The 21,772-nt window shown below is 72.0% G+C and carries 14 protein-coding genes and 1 pseudogene; 8 read left to right on the top strand and 7 right to left on the bottom strand.

What is annotated here, in order from left to right; all coding sequences use genetic code 11:
- Positions 1-156: 156 nt before the first annotated feature.
- The 3 genes and pseudogenes from ACIBSV_RS08915 (at position 157) to ACIBSV_RS08905 (ending at position 2,707) form a co-directional block, all read left to right on the top strand.
- A pseudogene (locus tag ACIBSV_RS08915) lies at positions 157-1,019 on the top strand (SDR family NAD(P)-dependent oxidoreductase).
- A 418-nt stretch (positions 1,020-1,437) separates the two neighbouring features.
- Complete coding sequence (locus tag ACIBSV_RS08910; protein WP_395860736.1) at positions 1,438-2,025, top strand: hypothetical protein; 588 nt, start codon at positions 1,438-1,440, stop codon at positions 2,023-2,025.
- A gap of 187 nt (positions 2,026-2,212) precedes the next feature.
- Positions 2,213-2,707: a peptidylprolyl isomerase gene (locus ACIBSV_RS08905; protein WP_395860734.1), complete on the top strand. Its 495-nt coding sequence runs from the start codon at positions 2,213-2,215 to the stop codon at positions 2,705-2,707.
- Between the two features lie 145 nt (positions 2,708-2,852).
- On the opposite strand, the gene ACIBSV_RS08900 is transcribed toward ACIBSV_RS08905, so the two are convergent.
- Complete coding sequence (locus ACIBSV_RS08900) at positions 2,853-3,371, bottom strand: Lrp/AsnC family transcriptional regulator (protein ID WP_395860732.1); 519 nt, start codon at positions 3,369-3,371, stop codon at positions 2,853-2,855.
- A 103-nt stretch (positions 3,372-3,474) separates the two neighbouring features.
- Between ACIBSV_RS08900 and ACIBSV_RS08895 the strand changes: the two genes are divergently transcribed.
- Entirely contained in the window at positions 3,475-4,428 is a 954-nt protein-coding gene (locus ACIBSV_RS08895; RefSeq protein WP_395860730.1) for an EamA family transporter, read from the top strand.
- Positions 4,429-5,073: 645 nt separating this feature from the next.
- On the opposite strand, the gene ACIBSV_RS08890 is transcribed toward ACIBSV_RS08895, so the two are convergent.
- From ACIBSV_RS08890 to ACIBSV_RS08870, 5 genes are all read right to left on the bottom strand, one after another.
- Positions 5,074-6,576 carry a S1 family peptidase gene (locus ACIBSV_RS08890; RefSeq protein ID WP_395860728.1) on the bottom strand — a complete coding sequence of 501 codons (1,503 nt, stop codon included), beginning with the start codon at positions 6,574-6,576 and terminating at the stop codon, positions 5,074-5,076.
- A gap of 206 nt (positions 6,577-6,782) precedes the next feature.
- Entirely contained in the window at positions 6,783-7,748 is a 966-nt protein-coding gene (locus tag ACIBSV_RS08885) for a LysR family transcriptional regulator (RefSeq protein ID WP_395860727.1), read from the bottom strand.
- A gap of 306 nt (positions 7,749-8,054) precedes the next feature.
- On the bottom strand, positions 8,055-9,503 hold the full coding sequence (locus tag ACIBSV_RS08880; protein ID WP_395860725.1) for a DUF2252 domain-containing protein: 1,449 nt from the start codon (positions 9,501-9,503) through the stop codon (positions 8,055-8,057).
- 337 nt (positions 9,504-9,840) lie between these two features.
- Entirely contained in the window at positions 9,841-10,533 is a 693-nt protein-coding gene (locus ACIBSV_RS08875; RefSeq protein WP_395860723.1) for a permease prefix domain 1-containing protein, read from the bottom strand.
- Entirely contained in the window at positions 10,530-10,874 is a 345-nt protein-coding gene (locus tag ACIBSV_RS08870) for a PadR family transcriptional regulator (RefSeq protein ID WP_395860721.1), read from the bottom strand. The genes ACIBSV_RS08875 and ACIBSV_RS08870 overlap by 4 nt, the downstream gene beginning before the upstream one ends.
- Positions 10,875-11,005: 131 nt before the next feature.
- On the opposite strand from ACIBSV_RS08870, the gene ACIBSV_RS08865 reads away from it, so the two are divergent.
- From ACIBSV_RS08865 to ACIBSV_RS08850, 4 genes are all read left to right on the top strand, one after another.
- Positions 11,006-11,476 carry a hypothetical protein gene (locus ACIBSV_RS08865; RefSeq protein ID WP_395860719.1) on the top strand — a complete coding sequence of 157 codons (471 nt, stop codon included), beginning with the start codon at positions 11,006-11,008 and terminating at the stop codon, positions 11,474-11,476.
- A 159-nt stretch (positions 11,477-11,635) separates the two neighbouring features.
- On the top strand, positions 11,636-13,021 hold the full coding sequence (locus tag ACIBSV_RS08860) for a hypothetical protein (protein WP_395860717.1): 1,386 nt from the start codon (positions 11,636-11,638) through the stop codon (positions 13,019-13,021).
- 95 nt (positions 13,022-13,116) lie between these two features.
- Positions 13,117-14,418: an AAA family ATPase gene (locus tag ACIBSV_RS08855; RefSeq protein ID WP_395860981.1), complete on the top strand. Its 1,302-nt coding sequence runs from the start codon at positions 13,117-13,119 to the stop codon at positions 14,416-14,418.
- Positions 14,415-15,689 carry a VWA-like domain-containing protein gene (locus ACIBSV_RS08850; RefSeq protein WP_395860715.1) on the top strand — a complete coding sequence of 425 codons (1,275 nt, stop codon included), beginning with the start codon at positions 14,415-14,417 and terminating at the stop codon, positions 15,687-15,689. Before ACIBSV_RS08855 ends, ACIBSV_RS08850 begins: the two co-directional genes overlap by 4 nt.
- 156 nt (positions 15,690-15,845) lie before the next feature.
- Here the strand turns inward: ACIBSV_RS08850 and ACIBSV_RS08845 are convergent, their stop codons facing one another.
- The gene (locus ACIBSV_RS08845; RefSeq protein ID WP_395860713.1) at positions 15,846-21,290 is read right to left on the bottom strand and encodes a carboxyl transferase domain-containing protein; all 5,445 of its coding nucleotides are present in this window, start codon (positions 21,288-21,290) and stop codon (positions 15,846-15,848) included.
- Between the last annotated feature and the right edge of the window lie 482 nt (positions 21,291-21,772).

Genomic DNA, 21,772 nt, shown 5'->3' with positions numbered 1-21,772 from the left:
CGTGGGTCCGTCGGGCATCGACGTGGCGTAGAGCGCTTCGGCGACGCGGCGGACCCGCCCGTGTTGTTGGTGATGGGCGGCGGGGCGCAGATGATCGATTGGCCCGACGGGTTGTGTGCCGACCGGCCGACCGCGGGCTGTACGTGATCCGATTCGATGCGGCCGCCCTCCATGCGGCCGACCTCGACACCGGAGCCCACCATGTCCATCGAACGACCGCTCGACGGCCGAGTTGCGATCGTCACCGGCGCGAGCCGGGGCATCGGCGCCGCCACCGCCCGCGCACTGCACCGCGCCGGGGCGGCGGTCGTCCTCGCCGCCCGCGACACCGACGCGCTGAACACGCCGGCCGCCGAGATCGACGCGGACGGCGGACGCGCGCTCGCCGTCCCCTCCGACGTCACCGACCCCGTCGCCGTCGAACGCCTGGTGGCCGCCGCCGTCGACCGAGTCGGCCGACTGGACGCGGCCGTCAACAACGCCGCGGGCGGCGGTCACCCGCCCACGCCGCTCGCCGACGTGGACGTCGCCGCCTTCGACAGTGCCCTCACCGTCAGCCTGCGCGGCGTCTTCCTGGCCATGAAGTACGAGATCCCCGCCATGCTCGGTTCCGGCGGAGGCGCCATCGTCGACATGTCCTCCACCGCCGGGCTCCAGGCCGTCGGCGGGCCGGCCGGCTATGTCTCGGCCAAGTTCGGGCTGATCGGTCTCACCCGGACCGCCGCGCTCGACTACGCCGACGCGGCATCCGGGTCAACGCGCTCGCGCCCGGGCCGATCCACACCGAGCAACTGGAGGCGGCGGGCGAATACGCGCGGCAGGCCGCCGCGCAGGCGATGCCCATGAAGCGGATCGGCGTGCCCGACGAGGTCGCGGCGGCGGTGGTGTGGCTGTGCTCGGACGCGTCGTCCTTCGTCACCGGCGCGACACTGCCCATCGGCGGCGGCAAACTCGCCGGCGCGCCGCCCTTCCGTAGGCCCGTAGGTACTCCGCCGCGCCTGGGCGGGTCGTCTTCGTGAACCTGCTCTCGACCGGTAACTGCGGTGGCACGCAGGGCTGTTGGGGAGCGTCGAACACGCCGACCCGGGCGTCGATCGGTGTGCGGTACCGGCGGTGGCGTGCCCCGACGGATCGCGGTGGGAACCGATTCGGGTCGGTGGCCATCGAAGCGGCGTGACGACGACGGAAGACGGGGGTGCCCCCGATATGGGACCCGGGATCGAGACGGAATCGCCGAGGCGGAGTCGGTGGTGGACTCGTGCCCGGGTGCTCCTGGCCGCCGGCACGCTGTGTGCGGTCGTGGGTGTGACGGCGCTCGTGTGGGAGCCTTGGGCCGACGGTGATCCGGGGCGGGGGGACGCGGGCCCGGTGTTGGTTCCGGCGAGTCGGACGTATCCGGTCCTTCCCGATCCCTACGGTGACCGGTACGACGCGAAGTTGTCCCCGAAGTTGATCCGGGAACGGCACGCCTTTCGACAGCGAGTGGCCGACGTCGTGCAGCGGCATCTGCCGCCGGGGGCGGCGATGGCGATCAGCGAGCTCTCGTTCGGCGACTATCGGGTGACGATCGACGGGAAGGAGTACCCGGTCACGTTGTACATCGACCCCCTTCGGCCGGCTCGGAAGCCACCGAAGGGCGTGGTCATGACGATGCGCTCGGATCCGGCTCCCGCCCTTCGGCCGCGGATGAGTATCGACCGGTACAACCCGAGATGCCAACCCTCGCCACCTCGTCTGCCGGGCCTGGGGTGCGTCGACGGGGCCCTGCCCAACGGTGAGTACGCCGCCGTGTACTTCCCCGAGAAGACGGACGTCCCGGATTTCCGACCCGGGGCCACCGGTCCGTCGGCATCCTTCCGGTATCGCAACGCCACGGTGCAACTCACCGTCCGCACTCAGGAGAAGTCCCGCGCCTTCCCACCGATCGGCGGCGAACAGTGGCTCGGCGTGGTGACCGACCGGGACTTCATCGAGCTCGTCGACTACTGGCGCGCGCATCCGAAACTGAAGGGCAACGGCTGGTGAGGGCGGATGCGGGAGGAGTCGAACCGGGACCGCGTGGCAGCGTGTCCCGGGCCGAATGCGCGCACCGGTGAGGTCCGGCGGGCCGCAGACGAATGCGGCGGATCGGAACCGGTACGGGGAGCGTTGTCGACACGGCCGGGGAAGCCGGTGCCCGGCGACCCCATGCCGGTAGGGCAGGATGGGGCACATGAGCAACGTCTACTTCGACATCACCATCGACGATGTGCCCCAGGGCCGCATCGTCTTCTCCCTCTTCGACAAGGTCGTCCCCGAGACCGCGCGGAACTTCCGCGAACTCGCCACCGGCCAGCACGGCTTCGGCTACGCGGGTTCGTCCTTCCACCGGGTCATCCCGGAGTTCATGCTTCAGGGCGGCGACTTCACCCGCGGTGACGGCACGGGCGGGAAGAGCATCTACGGCGCGAAGTTCGCCGACGAGAACTTCACCCTCAAGCACGACCGTCCGTTCCTGCTGTCGATGGCGAACGCCGGCGCCAACACCAACGGCTCGCAGTTCTTCATCACCACCGTGGTCACCTCGTGGCTCGACGGCAAGCACGTGGTCTTCGGCGAGGTCGTCGAGGGTGCGGACCTGGTCAAGAAGATCGAGGCCCTGGGCTCGCGCTCCGGCAGCACCAAGAGCAAGATCACGATCGCCGCGTCGGGCGTCGTCGAGGGCTGATCCCCCACGCCACACCTACGGCGACCCCGAACTCGCGTCGGGGCTCGTCGGTGCCCCCGGGCGCCACGTTTCGGGTCGAGTGCCCCGTGGCACCCGGGGGCTTCGCACGCCGCGCCCCACCGTCGGCCGTCGCCACCGCCTCCGCTCAGCCCTCGTCCGCGCCCTCGTCACGCGCCTTGCCGGTCGCCTCCTCGGCCGTGCCCGCGACGGCCGACAGCAGGGGTCGTTCGAAGAGCGTGCGGAGCACGATCGTGCTGCCCGTGGAGCGGATCACCGGGACCGATCGGATCCGGTCGAGCGTGTCGGCGAGATCGGTCGTCGACGCCACCCTGACCTTGATCCACATGCAGTCCTCGCCCGCGACGTCGTGCGCCTCCAGCACGGCCGGCTCACGCCGGATCGCCGCCTCCACCTGATCGCGCGCCGCCTTCCCGGCGTCGAAGCGCAACGCGACGAACGCCGCCGTGCCGGCATCCACCGTCTCGGGTGCGAAGGCCGCGTGATAGCCGGTGATCACACCGTCACGCTCCAGGCGCTGGAGGCGATCGCGGACCGCCGGCTCGGACAGGTCCACCGACTTCGCGAGCGCGCGCACGGTCCGTCGCCCGTCGTTGCTCAGCGCTCGAAGCAGTGCGCGGTCGATCTCGTCGAGCTGCCGTGCCATCGAATCCCCTTGTTTCCGCGAATGTGATGGATCTACTCTAAAAAAGGCTAGCAGCCGGTTCGGCTTAACTTATCGAGGCATGGGGGCCACCTTGACTCCTCTAATGAGGGATCGACTGATGCCGTGGGCGGCTCTCGTCACCGTTTGGATCCTGTGGGGCTCGACGTATCTGGGCATTCGGTATGCGATCGAGACGATTCCCCCGCTGCTCTCGGCCGGAGTGCGGTTCCTGACCGCCGGCCTGCTGATGTTCGCGGTGGTCGGACCCAGGCACGCGCGTGGCGCGCAGCGACCGACCTGGCCGCACCTGCGTTCGACCGCGATCATCGGCGGGCTGCTCCTGGTGGGCGGCAACGGGCTGGTCACCCTGGGCGAACAACACCTCGACTCGGGACTGGCCGCGTTGATCGTGGCGACGGTGCCGGTGTGGATGGTGCTGATCAACGCGGGAGTCACCAGGACGCGCGTGTCCGGCCCGGTCCTGCTCGCGCTGCTCCTGGGCACCGTCGGCATCGGCGTACTGGTCGGCGGCCCGGGCGGCGACGTGCACGCGGGCGGCACGGTCATGGTCCTGATCGCGTGCGTGTTGTGGGCGGCCGGCTCGGTGTACGCACGGAGCGCGCCGCTGCCGAAGCACCCGCTGGTGGTGGCCTCGTTGGAGATGATCACGGCCGGTGTGATCCTGCTCGTACTGGCCGCGCTGCGCGGCGAGTTCGGCCGGGTTGTGGTCGCCGACATCTCGACCGCCTCGTGGCTGGGCCTGGCCTGGCTCGTCTTCGCGGGCTCGATCGTCGCGTTCAGTGCGTACATGTACGTCAACAGTGTGCTCCCCAACGACACGGTGGCGACGTATGCGTACGTCAATCCGGTGATCGCGGTCCTGCTCGGCGCCGCGATCGCCCGCGAGTCGGTGGGCCCGAACGTGTACCTGGGCGGCGCGATCATCGTCGCCTCGGTGGTCTTGATCGTGGCCACCCGCTCACGCCGCCCCCACCCGCCCCGACCCACTCGCACCCGAGCCGCCGATGAGACGGCGGCGGCCGAACCGGCGAAATAGCCCGGCGCACCGGCCGCAGGGATTCCGCCCGGCGGGTGGGAACCCGTGGCGGGGACGAGGACACACAAGGGCGGGAACTTTCCCACCGAGACCGACCGTGAGTTGTGGGACAGGGCCTGCCGGGGCGAGCGATCAGCCTTCGGCGACCTGCTCGACCGACACGCGCGCGCTGTCCCACAGCCACCTGTTTCGGCGCACCGCGTCGTCGGCTACCTCGAGCCGGACCCGAACGGAGGCCGGAATCCGCTGACATGCCCACCGGCCGTGCCCTGGACGGCGGGGAACCGAACCGGTCCTGAGGTACGCGCGCGCCTGCTCCGCCGGCTCGATCGCCGCGCGGAGCGAGCGCGCCCATCGCCGCGGCCGTCGCGCGCGGTTCCGGGACGGTCCCGGCGAAGTGGTCGAGCGAGCCGAGGGCGAGGGCCCACGCCCGGACCGCGTGCGGTGCGGACATCGGGCCGGCGACCGGGTTGCGGATCGTCGCGAAGGTGCCGCTCCGGACACCACCGCCGGCGGGGCACCGACCGAGCGCCGGACGCGGCGACGGGTACAGGCGTCCGGATCGACGCCTGTACCCGTGCCGCGCGGGGCGTGCCCCACGAGGTCTGCTCACCTCGAGGTGTGCTCACCTCGGGGCTGCTCGGCTCAGGGCTTGCTCACCCCCAGCGTGTAGCTGCCCGAGCCGCTGTAGGCGTGCACGACGTAGCGGTAGCGACCGGCGGTTCCGTTGTAGTTGATCGTCTCGTTCGCCTGCGGTGTCGTGCCTGCGGCGACCTCGTTCCAGGCGGAGCCGTTCCACTTCTGCAGGGCCAGGTCGAAGTCGGTGCCGACGGGTCCGGTCAGGCAACCGGTGTGCGTGCCGGACGCCGTGGTCTCGTAGTACGAGTTGTTCGGCTGGATGGCCTGCGCGCCCGACGCGAGGGTGCCGGAGTAGGTGTTCTGTGCCCCGGCGCAACCGGTCGGCGGGGTGTCGCCGGTGACCAGGGTCAGTCCGTACGTCTGCAGGATCTCGTTGACCGGCTGGTGGTACGTCTCGCCGCCGGAGGAGCAGTTGCCGGATCCACCGGAGGTGACGCCCTGGGCCTGGCTGCCCGAGATGAACGACCCGCCGGAGTCGCCGGGTTCGGCGCACACCGTGGTGCGCGTGACGCCGGTGACGGTCCCCTGGGGGTAGGTCACGGACGTGTTGTGCTGCCGGATCGTGCCGCAGTGCCAACCGGTCGTGGAGCCGGAGCGGCAGATGGACGAGCCGGCCGGAGCCTGGGTGGAACCGGCGACCGGCACGGTGCCGGGATAGCGGTTGACGAGCGGCCGCGGGGTCCAGTTGGCGTTCGTGGCCACCCACGCGTAGTCGTTGCCGGGGAAGGAGGACGCCTGGAAGGTGCCCTGCGCAGCGCCGTTGCCGGTGGTGGTGGCGCCGGCGCGGCCGCAGTGGCCGGCGGTGACGAAGCCGTTCTGGGCGCCCCGGGTGATCGGGAACCCGATGGAGCAGCGGGAGGAGTTGTTGATGTTGTACGCGTCGCCGCCGCGCAGGTCGGCCAGCGCGCGGGGCTGCACGGTGGAGGGCACGATCTCGACGGCGGCGGCGTCGACACCGCTGTCCACGACGAAGGCGCGGGTACGGGCGGTGTCGTGGGACTGGACCACGACCTTGTTGGTGGCGACGTCGACATACCACAGCGGGGTGTCGACCGGTGTCCGGCGCAGCGCGGAGCGGTCGAGCGCCTCGCGGACTCGATCGAGGTCGGCGAGCGAGTGCGCGACCACGCGGGCGGTCGCTCCGTTCGCCTCGATGGTGCGCACATCGCGCCGGTCGGTGGTGGCGACCACGAACTGCGCGGAATCGCCGCTCAACCAGGCACCGGCCCAGTCGGCGCCCAGGCGTTGACGCAGGGCGGGCTCCTGGATCGCCGCGCGGTATTCGTTGGCCAGGCGGGCCTTGGCCGCGGTTTCGGTGAGGCCCAGATCGCGTTGGAGTGCCTCGACGACACCCTCGGGGGCGATGGGGGCCGGCTCGACGGGGACGACGAGGGCGTCGTCCGTGGTGGGGGATACGGGACTCGCTCCGGCCGTGGAGGCGGTGCCGCCGAGGGACAGGGCGGCGAGCAGAACGGCACAGGACGTGGCCGCGACACGCTTGAGGCGCATGGGGACTCCTGTCGGTGGGGACGACAGAAACGTATCTGCGAGCGATGGGTCGAGGTACCTGTCAACAACCCCCTGTCGCGGTGTTATGGGTGGGCCGGCGGCGCTGTGCCGCAGGCCGGTCGCGACCTCCCGTCGTGAAGCCAAGTGCCGTGCCTTTGACGGAGATTGACGTGACGTCAGTCGGCGAGGGGAGAGCCGGCACGCGTTCAGTTCGCCGTTCCGTAGCCGTATCCGTCGTGCCGGGCGAGCCAGTCGACGTAGCGCGGTGCCTCTCGAACCGCCGCGGCGTGCGCGGCGCGGGCCTGGGCGGTCACCAGGGCGGCGGTCCGCGCGGCGGGAGCGTGCGGATGCCAGCCGATCAGATGCCGCCACGACAGCGGTACGCCCGCCAGCGGCACCCTGGCGATGCCGGGCGTCGCCGGCATCGTGGCTCTGCACAACCCGACGGCGCGGCCGACCTGGGCCAGGTGCACGCACGACGCCACGTCCGTCTCGTAGATCGCCTTCGGGGCGAATCCCGCCCGGGCGCACGCGGTGGAGAAGCAGTCGCCGAAACACCCCTCGCCCGGAACCACCACCCAGGTCTCGCCGGCCAGCGCGGCAAGGTCGGCCTCCCGCTCGCCGGCGAGCGGATGGTCGAGCGCGAGCATCAGGAAGACCGGATCGTTGCCGACCTCACGCCACGCGAGACCGTCGTGGTAGGCGGGGCGGCTCTCGCCGCACGCGCCGAGCAAGAGGAAATCCAGCCGCCCGGTGGCGACCATGCCGGCCAACTCCCGGTTGGACCACGACATGTACGTGGTGACCGCGTCGGCCCGATGGCCCTCCGCGAGGCGGTCCACCAGGCCGCCGAGTAACGGCCCGTGGGTTCCGCCGAGGCGGAACTTGGGGGTCACCTCGCCTCGGTTGGCGAACCGGACGGCCTCCTCCTGGAGTTCGCGGGCGGCGGGCAACAACACCCGGGCCCGATCCAGGACCAGTTCGCCCAGCGGGGTCAACGTCACGCCCTCGCGGCCGCGCTCGAACAAGGCGCCGCCCAGGGCCTTTTCGATCCGCTTGAGTTGGGTGCTGAGGGCGGGCTGGGCCAGGCCCAACACGGCGGAGGCGCGGGTCAGACTGCCCGCATCCGCGATCGCCCGAATGGTGCGCAGATGGCGCAATTCCATGTCCATGCCCGGCAAGGTACGGCCGACAGGTGGCTGCTACAAGGGACTGACACACGTCACACGGCATCCGGCACAGACCCGAAAAGACCAACGGGACACCGCACCCGGAATCGAACCGCCGGCCGCGCCGAGCGGCCCCCGGCCGCGCGGGCACCTACGCGCGGAGCTCTTCGACGGGAGCGACAACCGCCGCGATCGTCGCGTGCCCGGCGCGACGCGGCGCGACGCGGCGCGGCCCGGCTCGACCCGGTCCGGCTCGGACCGACCGGGCCGAGCCGGACCGGGCCGGGAGTGCCGCGGATCGGCGGGGCTTCAGGCGCTTTCGGCGGTGACGCGGCCGGTTTCGACGGCCTTCAGCAAAGACGCGTGGTCGCGCTCGTTCTGGTCGGCGTACGCCTCGGCGAACGTCGTCAGAGCTCGGTCGAAGCTGTCGCCGCCGCCCAGGTAGGCGGCGATGGCGATGCGGTCGCCGGATCGGGCGTGGGCGCGGGCCAGGGTGGCGCCGCACAGTTCGCCGAACGCGCGCATGCCCCGCGGGACCATGAGCGAGGGTTCGGCGATGCCCTTCCAGTCGCGCAACTGCCTTACGTAGAAGTCCCGTTTGCGGCCGTCGATCCCGTCGACCCGTTCCCAGCCCAGGAGCATGTCGCCGGCGGACTGCATCAGGCGCTGGCCGGCGACGACCCGCTCTCCCTGGGTGGCGGTTTCGCCGGCGCCGACGTGGGCGGCCAGTACCGACTCGTCGGCCTCCTTGGCTTGGAGGATCAACGGGTCCCCTTCGTCCCGGCCGAGCAGGAGCAGGATCCAGCATCGGGTGCCGACGCTGCCGACGCCGACGACCTTGCGGGCCATGTCCACCACGGTGTACCGACCCAGCAGGTGTCGAAGGTCGGATCGCAGGGTGCGGCGATAGCGGTCGACCAGATCGCCGAGTCGGCGTTCGATCGCGTCGGGATCGCCGGCGGGCACGAACTCGGAGAGCGGGGTGATCAACGGCGGCGAGGAGATGAACCGAGGCTTGCCGTCTACCATGTGGGTGAGTTTGCCGAACGCCTGGAGGCTGTCCCGGGTACGCGCCTTGGCCAGAGTCTTGGAGAGCCGCTTGCGACCGCGCTTGTGCAACCGGCCCGACGCCAGGTCCTGCAGTAGCTCGGAGTCGGCCTTGGCGTACCACACGTCCAGGTCGCCCATGGCGGCGAAGCGGCGCATCTGCTCGCGGTAGGAGCGCACGGTGGTGCGGACGATGTCGGCGCGCTCGCGGTCGGTGTACTCGTTCTCCCGTCCCGCGATGACGAGACTGGTGGCCAGCCTCTTCACGTCCCACTCCCACGGGCCGGGCAACGTCTCGTCGAAGTCGTTGATGTCGAAGAGCAGGAGTCGCTCGGGCGAGGCCAGCAGTCGAAAGTTCAGCATGTGCGCGTCGCCGCACACCTGGGCCCGAAGGCCCGACATCGGCGTACCGGCGAGGTCGCCGGCCATGATCGCGGCGGCTCCCCGATAGAACCGGAACGGCGACTCGGACATGCGGCCGTAGCGGATCGGCACCAACTCCGGTACCCGCGAGGCCGATTGCTTCTCGATGACGTCGACCGGATCCGGCCGCTGCCGGGTCGGCGCGTATTCGGCGTGACTGGAACGGGACGCGTTCGCCCGCGCCGCCCGGCCCTTTTCGGCCCGCTCCCGGGGGGTGGGGCACGGAGCCCTGCGGGTGGCGACCTTCGGGTTCGCCCGGCGTGTGGCGGTTCCCGCCTTGGAGGTCATCGCAGGGCCTCCGGACTCGGGTCGGGATCCGCGATGCCGATTCGATCGGCAGGCGGGTGTGCGGTGCCGGAGCCTGGTGTGTGGACGGACATGGCGCTCCCGGTCCGGATCGACGATCTGGGCGAGGGCGGCACGCCGCCCTGTCCTCAGGAGACGTGGGACCGGCGGTTCGTGCGAGCCGGGTGCCTCGAACGTGTGACGGCCGTACGGCCGGGTGCCTCGAACGTGTGACGGTCCTGCCCATGGCGGGGCGCGACGCGATCACCCGATCGAAGCGGCGCCACGCCCCGCGATCGCGCCTTGCGTGCCCGCGACCACGCTTCGGCGGGTACCGGTGTCACCCGTACGGCAGCGCGGGGGTTGCGGCGGACAGGTGGGCGCAGTGTCGGCAGGCACGTGCCGAGTTCGCCATCACCGCGTGCGAGGCGGCGGCGAGCGTGCCGGCGCATGCGAGCAGGGGCCAATTCGTGGCCAGGAGCGAGGCGGTGGCGAGGGCGAGGGTCGTGACGGCCATGGCGACGCCGGCGATACCGGCGGCCCAGCCGACCACGAGCGGCAGCCGCTCGGGTGTCGGCAGCCGGCGGGCGAGCGCGCCGGTGGCGGCCAGGGTGGTGCCGGCCAGCAGCGCGGCGACGGTCGCGACGGCGGCCAGATGTACGGCCAACAGTTGTGCCACGTGCGGCAGTTGCCAGGAACGATCGTGGCCGGCGATACGGGCCAGGTACCAACAGGCGATCAGGACAGGGGCAGTGAGGGCCACCGTGCCGGCGGTGTGCCGGGCCTGGGCGATGGTCAGTTCGCGCTGGCAGCTCGGCGCGATCTCCTCGACGCTGCCGAACTCGCGTACCGCCTGGTGGGCGGCGCGTGGGTGGGGCATTCCGTCGTCGGCGTGGGCGGCGGCCGTGTCGGTGAGGCCGTCGCGGATCTCCTCGATCATCCGGGCCTTGGCGCGAGCCGGTCCGCGCAGGACGGCGGTCAGGGCCGCCACATGGTCGCCGATGGGGTCGACGTGGCCGGTGCCCGCGCTCATGTCGCCGCCGGCCCGGGCGACGGGGAGGGGTTCAGGACCGAGCCGATCGCCTTGGTGAACTCGCGCCACGCCGTGCGCTCGCCGGCCAGGGTGTGCCGTCCCGCGTCGGTGAGTTCGTAGCAGCGCCGCCGCCGTTCGCCCTCTGAGTGCCAGCTGCTGCTCAGCAGTCCGAGCCGCTCCAGTCGCTGGAGCGCCGGGTAGATCGTGCCGGTGCGCAATTCGAGTGCGCCATCGCTCCTGTGCTGTACCGCGGCGATGATCGCGTAGCCGTGCAACGGCCCCGATTCGAGCACGGCCAGCAACAGTCCGTCCAGGTGCCCGCGCACCGCGTCGGTCTTCATGAGTAGGCAGCCTACCCAAAAAAGCTGTAGGCGGTGTATGTATTGGCAGGCAATGTATCTACGTCGGTGCCGGGCGCGCTCCGCTGCGCTTCGCCCTGCCCTGCCCCGTTTTTCGAACAGGAGACCTCGCGGTGACCAAGCTGTTGTTGTCCGTGCACGTGCTCGCGGCGATCCTGGCGGTCGGATCGATCGCCGTGGCCGCCTCGATGTTCCCGCGATACGCACTCCAGGCGTGCGGCGACGACCCGAACGGGCGGGCCGCCGCGATCGCCGCGCTGCTGCACCGCGTCTGTCGCGGCTACGCCGTGGCCGGGCTCGCCGTACCGGGCTTCGGACTCGTCACCGGTGCCGCTCTCGGCGTCCTCACCGATGCCTGGCTGATCGTGTCACTCGTGCTGACCGTGATCGCCGCCGGCGTCCTCGCCCTGGCCGTGCTCCCCGACCAGCAGCGGTTGCTCGGGACCGCCGGCGGGCCCTCCGCCGGGGAGACGGCACGCCCGATGGCGACCCGCCTGAGCATGGTCACCGGCATCTTCAACCTCCTGTGGGCGATCGTCGTCGTCCTGATGATCGTCCGACCCGGATCGACGACGGGCGCCTGACCCCGGGATCATCGCCGAACAGGCCCGGTGTGGAGGGGAGTTGGCGGCTGCCCGGGCCGTCGGCACCTGACAGATCGGGTCGGGAGCGATAGGCTCCCCCGCGATGACCACTCATGTTGTGAACCGATTGGGGGTCCCGTCCGCGCGAAGTGAGTGCTGATGCTCACTCGAACCGCGAACAGGGATTCCCGCCTTTCCTTGTGGCTGCGCGTGCGTGAGTTCGCCGTGCCGCCCGCCATGATCGACACCGCCACCGCCCGCCGGCATACCGGGGACTGGTCGGGGGCGTGCGCTGCGGCACGCGTCGATGTCGATCTCGATCTCCGCTCCTTGGCACGCACCCACGGCCGCGAGCTCGCGGCCCGGGTCCGGGACGATCTCCGCCATCTGGCTCCCGATCTGTTGCGCTGGCACATGCCGAGGATCGGCCCCGACGGGCTGCTGCGCCCGGGGCTGACCATGGCGTTGGCCCGATACGACGACCCGGATCGCGCGGGTGGCGGCCCGGTGTACCTGGTGGCTCGGACTCCGCCTGCCTGGGCGGACGCCGGTCAGCGGATCAGCCTGATGGTGTGGGACGGAACGCGTCGCGCGGCCGACGCCGAGCGACGCCGGCATCCGCACCCGCATCCCGACCGACGCTTTCGTCTCGATCTGCACCGTCACCTGTGGGACGCGCGCAGGAGCGGCGAACTGCGGATCCGGTCGGGGGCGGACCGGCTGCCCGCCGACGACCCCGCCGAGGCGCTCCCCGAACCCTGGCCGGCCCTGGCCCTGCCGGCGGGACGGAGCTGCGCGGTCGACCGGTGGGCGGCCGAGGCCGGCATCGTGCTCCGAGCCGAGGGCCGATCCACCGGCACGGTCACCGCGCGGATCGGCGTGCGACATCGGCTCGCCCTGGACCTGATCGCGGGCCGGGGCGATGTCGGGCCGCCCGTGCTGCGGATCTCGGCGGCGTCCGCCCGTGCCGCCGAGCCGACGATCCTGCCCGACGCCGCGACCTGGGTGCCGCCGGACCTGGAACTGATCCGGGCCGGCGCGATCGACGTGGATCGGCTGCACCCGCTGGTCGGCGCGGCACTGGCCCCGGATCACGCGCCGACCGAGCCGTCCCGCACCGGACACCCGGCGGGACCCCCGGCCGAGCGTCCGGTGGAGTGTCGGGGAGCCCGGCATCGGATCGGCCTGGTCGACGGAGTGCTGGTACCGCTGGACCACGACCCGGCCGAGATTCGCCGCGAGGAACTGCTTGCCGCACTCACCGGTACCCCACTGCCGTGTCTGCGGGTCATCGACGAGGTGCACCGTCGTCCGGAGTGCCTGACCGGTGTCCGCGAACGCCTGGACCACGGCGACTTCGCCGGGGCGTTGGCCGTCGTCGAAGGCCTGCTCGGCCCCGACGCGCTGCTGCGCGCCGGCGCGCTCCGCGACGAACTCGAGACGGCCGCACAACGACGGATCGTCCACGGGCTGTTCCGGGCCGGGCTGACCGAACCCGGACCCCGCCCGGACCGTCGCGGCCCGCGCCGCCGCCGCTCCCACTGACACCAAACCACCGGTCGATGCCCCGGGGACTCCCGTCCCCGTACCGACTCGACCCCTCACGAACCCGAAGGTGATCGCACATGCCCACATCCACCATGCCCACATCCACTCCGACCGCCACCACCACCGCTCCCCACGCCGACCCGGCCGGCGCCTCCCGAACCGATCCCCACGCCGACCCCGCCCACGCCTCCCGACTCGACGTCGCCGGCGACCTGTTGGCCCTGCTGCGGGAGACCGACACCGAGCCGCGCCCCGACCTGCAACTGGAGGCGCTGACCCTGGCCGTGGCCGCCGACCTGCCCGTGCTCCTGCTGGGCGAGCCGGGCATCGGCAAGACCGCGGCGCTGACCCGGCTCGCCGAGGCCCTGGACCTGCCGCTGACCACGGTGGTCGCCAGCGTGCACGAGCCGTCCGACTTCTCGGGTTTGCCGATCGTCGGCGACGATCCCGCCGAGCAGGGTGTGCCGATGGCCCCGCCGGACTGGGCGGTGCGCCTGGTCCGGGCCGGCCGAGGACTGTTGTTCCTGGACGAGTTGTCCACCGCGGCACCGGCCGTGCAGGCCGCGCTGCTGCGCCTGGTGCTCGAACGCCGGATCGGCGCCCTGCAACTGCCGCCCGGGGTACGGATCGTGGCCGCCGCCAATCCGCGATCCTCGGCCGCCGACGGCTGGGAGCTGAGCCCACCGCTGGCCAATCGATTCGTACACCTGCGGTGGACCCACGACCACGAGGTGGTGGTCCGCGGCCTGGGCGGGGTCTGGCCCCGGGCGACCCTGCCCACCCTGGACCCGGAACGACTCGCGGAGTCGGTGGCCTTCGCCCGCCGCGCGGTGTGCGGGCTCCTCACCGCCCGCCCGGCACTGGTACACCGACTGCCCAGCGGCGAGACCCGTCGGGGCGGCCCCTGGCCGTCCCCGCGAAGCTGGGAGATGGCGCTGTTTCTGACCGCCTTCGCGACCGCGGCCGGATCCACCCGCGAGGTGCTGTCCCTGCTGGTCCGAGGGGCCGTCGGAGACGGCCCCGGGCTGGAGTTGCTGGCCGGCCTGGACCGGATGGACCTCCCGGACCCCGAGGACCTGCTCGCCGACCCGGCGAGCGCCGTCCTGCCCGAGCGCGGGGATCTGCGCCAAGCCGTACTCGACGGCGTCGTGGAAGCGGTCCGCAAGCGCCCGGAGAAGGCCCGGTGGGACGCGGCGTGGGCGCTCCTGGTCCGGGCGTTGGACACCGGCGCGCCGGACCTGGTGGTCGTGCCCGCGAGCACCCTGGCCGCGCTGCGGCACGAGGACTGGGACGTACCGGCGTCGATCGATCGGCTCGCCGGAGCGGTGTCGCTGTCCCGACGGGCCGAGCGCGCGGCGGAGCGGGCGGGCGTCGCGGCGAAGGCCGATCGATGACGCCGGGCACGCCGGGCGGATCGGGCCCGCCGGGGACATTGGACCTGGACAAGCTCTACGCCGCCCGGTTGTACGCCGCCCGGGTCCGGCCGTACCTGGCCACGGCGCTGTTCGCCCTGCACATCGTGGAGTCGCGGTCGGTGCCGACGATGGCCGTCGACCGGCACTGGCGGTGCTATGTCTCGGCGAGGTTCGTGGACCGCATGCCATTGGAGGAACTCGCCGGGGTGTGGGTGCACGAGGTGTCGCACCTGCTGCGCGACCATCACGGACGCGGAGACCGGGTCGCCCGCGAGCGCGAACTGCACGGCCCGGGGGAGCGACTGCGAATCAACATCGCCGCGGACTGCGAGATCAACGACGACGTGTTCGGCGACGGCTTGGTCCGGCCCGAAGGCGCGGTCGTGCCAGAGGCGTTGCACCTGCCCCGCGGCGAACTCATGGAGGACTACCTGCGCCTGTTCCGGCTCGGACGGCTCACGCAGAGCATGGTCTGGCTGGACTGCGGCAGCGGTGCCGACGGGCTGGAACGGGAGTGGGACCTGGGACCGGACGGCGCGCACGGGCTCAGCGGGCAGGAACGGGACGCCGTTCGGTTCCGGGTCGCGCAGGGCATCACGGCCCGTCCGGGGGACGCGCCGAAGGGGTGGCGGCGCTGGGCGGAGGAGGCGTTCCATCCGCCGCAGCCGTGGCGGGAGCTGCTGGGCGCGGCCGTGCGTTCGGCGAGTTCCGGGTCCGGCGCGGGGCAGGACTACTCGTACGGCCGGCCGGCGCGGCGCTCGGTGAGCCTGCCCGGCGTCGTGCTGCCGAGTCTGCGGCGCAGGCCGCCTCGGGTGGCGGTGGTCATCGACACGTCCGGGTCGGTCAGCGACGCCGAACTGGGCAGCGCGCTCCTGGAGGTGGCCGCGATCTCCCGTGCCGTGGGCGGCCGTCGGGACATGGTCACGGTCGTGCCGTGCGACGCGGCGGCCGATTTCGCACGATCGTTGTGCCATGAGGAGGGCATCGCGCTGATCGGCGGCGGGGGTACGGACCTGCGCACCGGCTTCGTGAAGGCGCTGCACACCCGGCCCCGACCGGACGTCGTGGTCGTGCTGACCGACGGGCAGACACCGTGGCCGGCCACGCAACCGCCGTGCCGGACGGTGGTGGGCCTGTTCCCCCGAGAGCGGAGATCGTCCCGGTACGAGAACGATCCCGACTACGTACCGGACACGCCGCCCGAGTGGGCGCGCGTGGTGGTCATCGATTCGGGATCCGGCGCTCGATGAGCGGACCCGGGACGGCGTACCGAGCCCGTCCGGGCCGCCGACGGCCCTTCGTCGACGACGGGTGCGGGTGAGGCCGCTGCCCGATGGGCAACGGCCTCACCCGCAAGGGTGGTGATCGCCTCGGATCGGCGCCGTCGAGCGGCACCGATCCAACGGTCAGCGCGCGATGCCGGCCTCGATGGCCTCGATGATCCGCGGGCGCAGTTCGGCGGCGCTGATGATCGCGTCCACCGAACCGACCTCGACCGCACGCCGGATGCTGTGCACCCGGTCGAACTCGGCGGCGACCTCGCCGAGTTTCTCCGCCCGGACGGCGGACTGGGTCTCGGCCAGCAGCGCGTTGAGCGCGGCGCGCTCGGCGCCGCCGGCCGCCGAGACCCGGGCCTGTAGCCCGGTCACCCGCGGGTCGGTCGCGGTGCGGTTGTTGACCTCGCCGGAGAAGACGACGGCCGCGGCCGGGGCGCCGCCGAGTACGGACGCGAACGAGCCCTCCAGGGCCAGGACGGTCATGTTCGGGTTGAGTGCCTTGGAGAAGACCACGAACGCGCCGCCGTGGTAGCGCGAGATCACGCAGAACACGATCGGACCGTCGAAGTTGACGATGGCCCGGCCGATTTCGGCGCCGTACTCGAGCTGGACCTTGCGCATGGATTCCGGTGATCCGTCGAACCCGGAGAGGTTCGCCAGCACCACGAGCGGCCGGTTGCCGGAGGCGGCGTTGATCGCCCGGGCGGTCTTCTTCGAGGACTGCGGGAACAGGGTGCCGGCGGTGTAGGTGTCCGGGCCGTCCGTGGGCGGGAAACCGCGTCGCGGAACCGGCCGAGACTCGATGCCGATCAGGCAGACCGGCCGCCCGCCGATGTGCACGTCCTGCACCGCCGCGGTGTCCGCGTCGGCCATGCCCGCCCAGCGCTCCAGCACCGGATGGTCCTGGTCGGAGAGCGCGCGCATCACGGTCCGGATGTCGAACGGCTTCTTGCGGTCCGGGTTGTGCTCCGCGGAGAAGATCTGGCCGACGGTGGTGAAGTCGCTGTCGGCGATCGTGTGCGGGAACTCGCGGACGTCGCGGTCGGACGGGTCCTTCGTGACCGCCTTGCGCGGCGCGCTCTCGCCGGGCACGACGTAGGTGTGGTCGTAGTGGGCCATCAGGACGTCGCGGGCGGCGGCGAGGTCGGGTGCCCAGTACTGGGCCTGGCCGTTGGGGCCCATCACGCGGTCGTAGCCGCCGATGCCGAAGTTGTCCTCGGCGGAGACGCCGCCGGAGAAGTCCAGCGACTGCTTGCCGGTGAGCACCATCGCCGAGTCCGGGGTCATCACCAGGATGCCCTTGGTGTGCATGAGCATCGTCGCCTCGGCGTTCCAGTACGGCTGCGCGCCGACGGTGATGCCCGCGACCACGATGTTGATCTCGCCGCCGTCCTGGGTGAACGTCACGATCCGCTTGAGCGCCGCGGCCACCCAGTCCATGTTCTCGGTGCCCGAGGTCATCGAGATCCGCGCGCCCGCCGAGAGAGCGAACCACTCCAACGGGACCCGCAGGTGCTCCGCCAGGTCCAGCGCGGCGATCACCCGACGGCACTCCGGCTCCGACAACGCACCCAACGCCTTCGTCGGGTCCCCGAGCAACACGACACGGGTCACACCCTCGGGATGCCGCTCGGTGGGCGTGCTGACCACACCCGCGACGATCGCCGCGGTGTTGCCGCCCCTGAGCCGGTCCACCGGCACCAACGCGCCGTGTTCGTCGAGGTCGTGCTCGACGAAGCCGCCATCGGTCCCGGCGAGCAGGCCGGTCAGTTCATACGGGTAGACGTTGCCGCGTCGGGCCGCGCGCAGCACCTTCTGGCGGTACTCGTCCAGCGGCAACACCGGTTCCGTCGACGGCTCGCCGACGTGCACGCCCGCGCCGTGGCCGGGGTCGAGGGTGATCCGTACGGCGACCTCGGTCATTTCGCCCGCGCTCGTGCGCCGGCGGGCCAGGAACTGGACCTCCTCCAGTCCGGCGCCCGCCGTGGTCGGCAGGATGCGCTGGACCAGCGTGTCGAGTTCCTCGGTGGTCACATCGGTCGACGGCCAGACGTACATCATGATCCGGTTGGTGTCGAACCGCTTGTTCTGCGGACGCTGCGCCTGGATGTTGCGGATCGCGTCCATGCACGCGGTGACCGCGTCCTCCACCGCGGGCAGCGCGACCAGTCGGCCGTCCGCCTCGCGCAGCGGCGTCAGGTCGCGGATCTGGCACATCGCGAACAGCCGTTCGTCGGCCGGGTTGCTCTTCGCGACGGCCTTGAACAGGTGGATCTCCTCGTCCGCGGTGGGCAGCCGGGTGAGGTCGAACTCGCGCAGCCGCTCCAGTTGCAGGCGTCGCGCGATCTGCGGGTGCAGGCCGCGGATCAGTCGGTCCTCGGCGAAGCCCGCGCCGTCCGGACGGAAGGTGAAGTGGTGGTGCATCACCGCGCCGCCGGCGCCCACCACGGTCGTGGTGATCCGGGCGACGCCCGCGGGCAGCGACCGCCCGGCCAGGACCTCGCCGAGCCGCGCCGCCATCGTGTCGGCGTCCGGCTGGTCCTCCCACGTGACGTACAGGTCGGCGACCAGGCCGCGTTCGGCGACGTCGGCGGCGAACGCGCCGACCGCGCCGATGGCGTCGGGCAGTGCGGCGATGTCGACGGCGGTGGTGACCAGGCGGGTCACCCGGCTGGTGCCGGTGTGCTCGGCGGTGACGAACCGGCAGCCGGCCCGCTCCGACGCGGTCACCTCGGACAGTCCGCGGTTGCCGTAGTAGCGCCGGGTCAACACCTCCAGCAGCGGCCCGTGATCCCACCCGGGCCGCCCGCTCCGCCGGCCGATCAGCCGCACCAGCGGCTCGGCGACGGCCACCATGGCCTGGATGCGCTCGGCGCGGTCCGGCGCGTCCGGGTGCTCGTCCAGATGCCGCAGGTCGTTGCGCACCGCGGCGTACGCCTTCGCCCGGTTGCGGCGCAGCAGCGGCTGGGCGAACCAGCGCCACACCACGCCGCGGGCCAGGTCCGAGACCGCCGGGAAGCGCACCTGGGTGGCCTCGACCAGGTGTTCCAGGGTCAATCCGGCCCGCTCGCGCAGCGGTTCGGCCGGCGGCGCGCCGGCCAGCCACCGGCGCAGTACCTCGGAGACGATGGCGACGTCGGTCGACATCCGCTGTTGGGCCAGGAAGATCCGGAAGACCGCGGCCTCCAGTTCCGGTGTGCGGTCCAGGTCGGTGATGCCGTAGTGCCCGAGCATGCGCCGGAGCTTGGCCTGGAAGCCCTCGGTGACGCCCGCGCGTTCGACGTCGAGGCTCTGCAGGTAGCTGTGGAAGTACTCGCGCGGGCTGTGCACCGGGCTGCCCGGCTCGACGTCGAGTTCACCGCCCGAAGTGTTGCGGCTGAGTTCCGACAGGTCGGCGAACACGGTCAGCAGGTCCACCTCGCCCGGCAGCGGCCGGCCACCGAGTTCGGCCCGTGCGAGGGGATACGCGGACAGGACGCGGGCCCGGTCCTGCGGGTCGACGTCGAAGCCCAGCAGCAGGCCGCGCAGGTCCGCGAGGCCGCGCTCGACCCGCTCGACGGCGGACGCGTCGATCGGCTCGGCGGGCAGGTCGATCTCGACACTGCGCACGGCGCCCGCGGTCTCCTCGTCGGGGGCCTCGTCGGCGAGCGGCTCCAGACGCATCAGCGGCGTGCCGGTCTCGACCTGGCTGCCCACCGACACCGGGCACTCGCGTACCCGAGCCCGGAACGGCGCACGCAGCACCGTCTCCATCTTCATGCTTTCCAGCACCAGGATCGGCGCGCCCGACTCGACCTTGTCGCCGACCGACAGCGGTGTCGCGACCACCAGCGCGGGGGCGGGGGAGCGGACGACGCCGCCCTCGTCGCGGCTGATCCGATGGGTGACGCCGTCGACCTCGACCAGGTGGATCGGGCCGTGCGTGGCGGAGACCAGGCGGAAACGGTGCCCGTTGACCACGATCCGGCCGCTGTGCGCGTCGAAGCGCTCGAGCTCGACGTCCGCCGGGTGCACGTCGCCGCCACCGGAGACGCCGACACGGAAACGCTTATGGCCCACGCGGGCGACGCTCACGCGGTAGTCGACGCCGCGAAGGCGCAGCTCCAGCGGACGGCCGCTGTCATGGCGCACCTGCGGACGCCCGCCGCGCGCGGTGGTCAGCAGTCGGCGGCGGCTGACCTCCTCCTCGTCCCGGTAGGCCTCGATCGCGGCCGCGGCCAGGGCGACCGCGGAGTGCCGGTGGGTGACCAGACGGCCCTCGGCACGGACACGGTCGATCCAGCCGGTGTCGGCGCTCGCGTCGATCACCTCGGGCTGGTCGAGCAGGTCGATCACGAAGCTCTTGTTGGTCGCGCCGCCCTCGATGATCACGGTCGTCTCGGCCATCGCCCGGCGCAGTCGGCCCAGCGCCTGCTCGCGGTCGCGGCCGTAGGCGATGATCTTGGCGATCATCGAGTCGAAGTCGGCCGGGATGGTGTCGCCCTCGCCGACGCCGGTGTCCACCCGGATACCGGGGCCGGCGGGCAACACGAGCCGGGTGATGCGGCCGGGCGAGGGGGCGAAGTCGCGGTCCGGGTCCTCGGCGTTGAGCCGCGCCTCGACGGCGTGGCCCGCCTCGACCGGGCGGGGGCCGTCCAGCTTCCCGCCGTTCGCCACGTGCAGTTGCAGGCGGACCAGGTCGGTGCCGGTGGTGATCTCGGTGATCGGGTGCTCGACCTGGAGGCGGGTGTTGACCTCGAGGAACGCGAACAGCTTCTCGCCGGGGTGGTAGAGGAACTCGACGGTGGCCGCGCCGCGGTAGTCGACGGCCAGCGCGAGTCGCTCCGCCGACGCCTTCAGCTCCGCGATCTGCTCGGGGCTCAGGACCGGGGAGGCGGACTCCTCGATGATCTTCTGGTTGCGTCGCTGTACCGAGCAGTCGCGGACGCCGAGCGCCCACGCGGTGCCCTGCCCGTCGGCGATCACCTGGACCTCGACGTGCCGGGCGCCGGTGACCAGGCGCTCCAGGAACATCACGCCGGAGCCGAACGCGCGCAGCGCCTCTTGGCCGGTGCGCACGTAGGCGTCGGCCAGGTCGGCACCCGACGCGACCATGCGGATGCCGCGCCCGCCGCCGCCGGCGGTCGCCTTGAGCATCAGGGGGTAGCCGATCTCGTCGCCGGCGCGCAGCGCGTCCTCGAGGGTGGCCACCTCGCCGCGACTCCACGGCGCGACCGGGACGCCGACCTCCTCGGCGATCAGCTTCGCGCCGATCTTGTCCCCGAGCCGGCGCATCGCCTCCGCGCTCGGGCCGACGAAGGCGACGCCGATCCGCTCGCACAACTCGGCGAACGCCGGGTCCTCGGCCACGAAGCCCCAGCCGACCCAGGCGGCGTCCGCCCCGGTCTCCACGAGCGCCCGCTCCAGGACGGCATGGTCGAGGTACGGGCGGGCCGAGGCGGGGCCCAGCGGGTAGGCGACGTCGGCCTCGCGCACGAAGGTCGCGTCGCGATCGGAGTCGGTGTACAGGGCGATCGTCTCGACCCGCGTCCCGGTTTCCGCCGACAGATCCCGGACAGCGTGGATGAGCCGCATGGCGGCCTCTCCACGGTTGACGATGGCGACACGACTGAACACCGGTTGATCCTCCCGAATACCCACGCACAGAAGGCGACGTCCCGGTCCCGGAGCGCCGCCTCCACCTACTCCCAGCCTGTCCGATGAAGGCCGGGTACATCAATGTGCCGCTCCACGCATCCCGGCGCCGCTATGTTGTGGGAACCCTACAAAAAGCGATCCCGGCCGGCGCATCCGGTGGCCGTCTCACGCAAGGCCTACCACAAACACAACCGCACATCGGCACGTGTGCGGTCGGCGGCCCGGTCTCCCGGCCCCGGGCCGGGCTCGGCCGACGCGGCGTGCCGTCGTCGACGTGCGCGGTGTCGGTGAGTTCTTTGCCCGGAGTAGGTGTTTGCCCGGAGTATCTCTATTCGCGCCCGCTTTTCGGGCCGACGGAAGATCCGCTTTCCGTGCTGGCGGCAAGATCGGCAAACGCTCGTTTTCCTGGTTTGTGTGAG

The organism is Embleya sp. NPDC050154, assembly GCF_044460165.1.
Classification (GTDB): domain Bacteria; phylum Actinomycetota; class Actinomycetes; order Streptomycetales; family Streptomycetaceae; genus Embleya.
Note: the sequence above shows the minus strand (reverse complement) of the source record. Positions and strands in the feature narration are given on the sequence as shown.